The following is a 3016-nucleotide window of genomic DNA, read 5'->3' as shown; positions in this document are numbered from 1 at the left end:
AGCGGCCTGGATCGGCGCGGAGAGCCTTGGCGACTGCCGACTTTCCGAAACAGGCTGCCAGCGCTACCAATTCGCCCCTCCATGGCGCACCACGTTGGTGCGCTGGAGACGACTAGGATACCGCGATGGCTACCGGCACTGTGAAGTGGTTCAACGAGACCAAGGGTTACGGCTTCGTCCAGCCCGACGACGGCGGCAAGGACGTGTTCGTGCACATCTCCGCCGTCGAGCGTGCAGGGATGCGCAACCTGATCGAGGGGCAGAAGATCTCCTACGACGTCGAGGCCGACCGGCGCAGCGGCAAGGAGAGCGCCGCCAACCTGAAGAGCGCCTAGAGCTTCCCGATCTGGGATCGTCTTTTGGATAACCGTTGAGCCGAAGCTAACCCTCCTCCGCCACCTTGCGTCTGAGGCCGTGTTGCGTACTTGGCCCCTTCGCCGTGAGGAACGGCACGACGCCCCGCCAACCCTGAAATTATGGGCGGCGGGGCAGCGATCGTCGCCTTGGGTCCCCAATCTCCACCGCGGCGTTGGCGAGCGAGCCGAATGTGCAACCTGTACAGCTTGGTCCGCGGGCAGTCTGAGATTGGCCGGGTGTTCGGCGTCGAACACGATGACACCGGCAACCTACCACCGCTGCCCGGTATCTTCCCGAACACCGCGGCACCCGTGATCCGCATGCGCGACGGTGCCCGTGCCCTGTCGATGATGCGCTGGGGCATGCCGTCGCCTGCCTTTGCGCTGAAGGGGAAGAAGGTCGATCCCGGCGTCACCAATGTGCGCAACACGGGCTCACCGCACTGGCGGCGCTGGCTGTCACCCGCGCATCGCTGCCTCGTACCGTTCACGAGCTTCAGCGAGAACGAGAAGGCCGCGGATGGTTCACATCCGCCCGTGTGGTTCGCGTTGACCGAGGATCGGCCCCTCACCTGCTTCGCGGGCATCCTGGTCGAGGGCTGGCAGAGCGTGCGGAAGGTGAAGGACGGCGAGACGACCGACGATCTGTATGCCTTCCTGACCACCGAGCCGAACGCCGAGGTCGGGGCCGTGCACCCGAAGGCGATGCCGGTGATCCTCACGAAGCCGAAGGAGTGGGAGACGTGGCTATCGGCGCCCTGGCCGGAGGCGAAGGATCTCCAGCGTCCCTTGGCCGACGATGCTTTGGTCGTCGTTGCCCGTGGCGCTCGCCGGGACGGCCGAGATGACGATGTGAGTTAGTGACGCTCGCCCGTGCCGGCCGGCCAGACTCGGTCACACCAGCCGTAGCTCCCCCGGCACGAGCCGAATGCGCTTCACCAAAGCGCGCGACAGGCTTCCGACGATTTGCAGCTTCGCGCTCGGGGGAGCATTCAGCGCTACGGCTTCCAATGCCTCATCCGAGGTCCTCACGAGTACGGCGTAGACGCGCACCGCTTCTCGCTTCCGCGAAACGGCCACGAGGTAGGCATGGCGCTTCGGCAAGTGCTGCATCAATCTGAGGTACGAGCAGCAGATCCACGCGTCACGGGGGAATGCGCCTAGATCACAGGTATCTGCATCACAGTCCCGCCGCGATCAGCGCGCCTCCTGAAGACAATGGCGGGGGCGGCCCGCCGAGTATCGCGCCGCTAGGAGTACCTGCATGCGCAACATCCTGTTGGCCCTGCTGGCCGTCATCACTGTCATGGTGGCCCACGCCGCGTACAAGCTCGTGCGGCTGCCCTTCCGGCTCGTAGGCGGCCTATTCCGACACAAGGCGCCCCCGGCCCAGCTGACGGCCCGCTAACCCTCCACCGGCATGATGCTGTCGAGCCGCGTCGCGTAACGGTCGGGCTCGCCGCCGGTGAGATAGACGACCTCCCCCGCCAGCCCGTGATCAGATCGGGCGGCGGGGCCGAGCCGGACGGCTCAGCAATGTGCCGCACCGTATTTTGAATACATAGTGCGATCAGCGGCCTATCTCGTGCGTTGCCGGGGCCATGGACACGCTTGACCCCCACACCGACCGCCACGCCGCTGCGCTGAACCGGCTCGCTCACACACTTGACGTGCCGGTGGCTGAATTCTTCGGCGAGCCAGCCAACCACGAAGCCGACGATCTTCTTGCCCTCGTGCGCCTCTGGTCAGAGATCGAGGGCGCCCAAGGCCGTGGGCGCGTCTTAGAGATAGCTCGGCAGGAGGCAGAGCGTGGCGGCTACAAAGGCTGTGCCTGAGCCCGCTCAGTTCATGCCGGGCAACCCCGCTTCTGGCTGCAAGGCCTGTGAGCAGACCTTGGCGTAGCTCGGCCGGATGTCATCCGGTCTCGCCCCCACCCTGATCCCGAACCCCGTCGCGATCTGGCACGGCGCCATCGAGAACATCTCCGAGCGCGCCTCGCCCTGCCGCTACCTCACGCCGACGCAGTGGTCGGCGATGCGGGAGTCGGCGCTCGACTTCTGCGACCGGCTCGGCGCCGACGCTCATCGCCTGGGCTGGACGGCGCAGCAGCTCTTCGGCGTCCACCCCGAGCACGGCACGCTCCGGGTCGACTACTGCGGTGCGCTGATGATCGCCGGCAACCGGGTTCAGGGTGTCGACGCCGACCGCATCATGTTCGAGCGGACGGCCGCGCGGCGCGACAAGCCCGGCCAGGTCTGGGGCCCGCCGATCTGGGAGTTCAAGGCCAGGGGCGATTAATGGCAATGCCGGCCCGAAAGACGATGAATTTCGAACCGCTGAATAAAATGGTCGAACATCTGTTAAATTTTCTTAACCATTGATCGATTGAACCCTGAACGTTTCCGCCAGAAGGAACATTGCTACTCATACATGTAGAAATGGAGGCGGTTTGCGATGCCCTTATACTCCATATTCACGCGCAATGTCTCAGGATACGACGCTCCCCGCCCGAAGCTACTCGCTTATGACATTGATGACGCTGGCCATGCCGAAGCGCTGATATCTGGGATCGCTGCCTCGTATCCTGTCCATGGGCAGCGGCCGGGATCGCAAGTGCGCTGGTTTTGCTACGCGGGTGATGTCCACGAGATCTATGCTTG

At 64.6% G+C, this 3016-nt stretch carries 5 protein-coding genes; all 5 read left to right on the top strand.

Translation table 11 applies throughout. The features are described from left to right. The first annotated feature begins 125 nt into the window (after nt 1-125). The 5 genes from MKL09_RS24195 (at nt 126) to MKL09_RS24175 (ending at nt 2654) form a co-directional block, all read left to right on the top strand. Nucleotides 126-335, top strand: a complete 210-nt coding sequence (locus MKL09_RS24195; protein WP_244024470.1) for a cold-shock protein — start codon at nt 126-128, stop codon at nt 333-335. A 210-nt stretch (nt 336-545) separates the two neighbouring features. Further along, nucleotides 546-1217 carry an SOS response-associated peptidase gene (locus MKL09_RS24190; protein WP_244024472.1) on the top strand — a complete coding sequence of 224 codons (672 nt, stop codon included), beginning with the start codon at nt 546-548 and terminating at the stop codon, nt 1215-1217. A 403-nt stretch (nt 1218-1620) separates the two neighbouring features. After that, the gene (locus tag MKL09_RS24185) at nt 1621-1764 is read left to right on the top strand and encodes a hypothetical protein (RefSeq protein WP_244024469.1); all 144 of its coding nucleotides are present in this window, start codon (nt 1621-1623) and stop codon (nt 1762-1764) included. 193 nt (nt 1765-1957) lie between these two features. After that, entirely contained in the window at nt 1958-2191 is a 234-nt protein-coding gene (locus tag MKL09_RS24180) for a hypothetical protein (RefSeq protein ID WP_244024467.1), read from the top strand. Nucleotides 2192-2267: 76 nt separating this feature from the next. Further along, nucleotides 2268-2654 carry a hypothetical protein gene (locus MKL09_RS24175; protein ID WP_244024465.1) on the top strand — a complete coding sequence of 129 codons (387 nt, stop codon included), beginning with the start codon at nt 2268-2270 and terminating at the stop codon, nt 2652-2654. Nucleotides 2655-3016: the final 362 nt, after the last annotated feature.

It is taken from the genome of Methylobacterium sp. J-048 (genome assembly GCF_022829515.1).
GTDB lineage: Bacteria > Pseudomonadota > Alphaproteobacteria > Rhizobiales > Beijerinckiaceae > Methylobacterium.
This window is presented reverse-complemented; position numbering and strand designations above follow the sequence as displayed.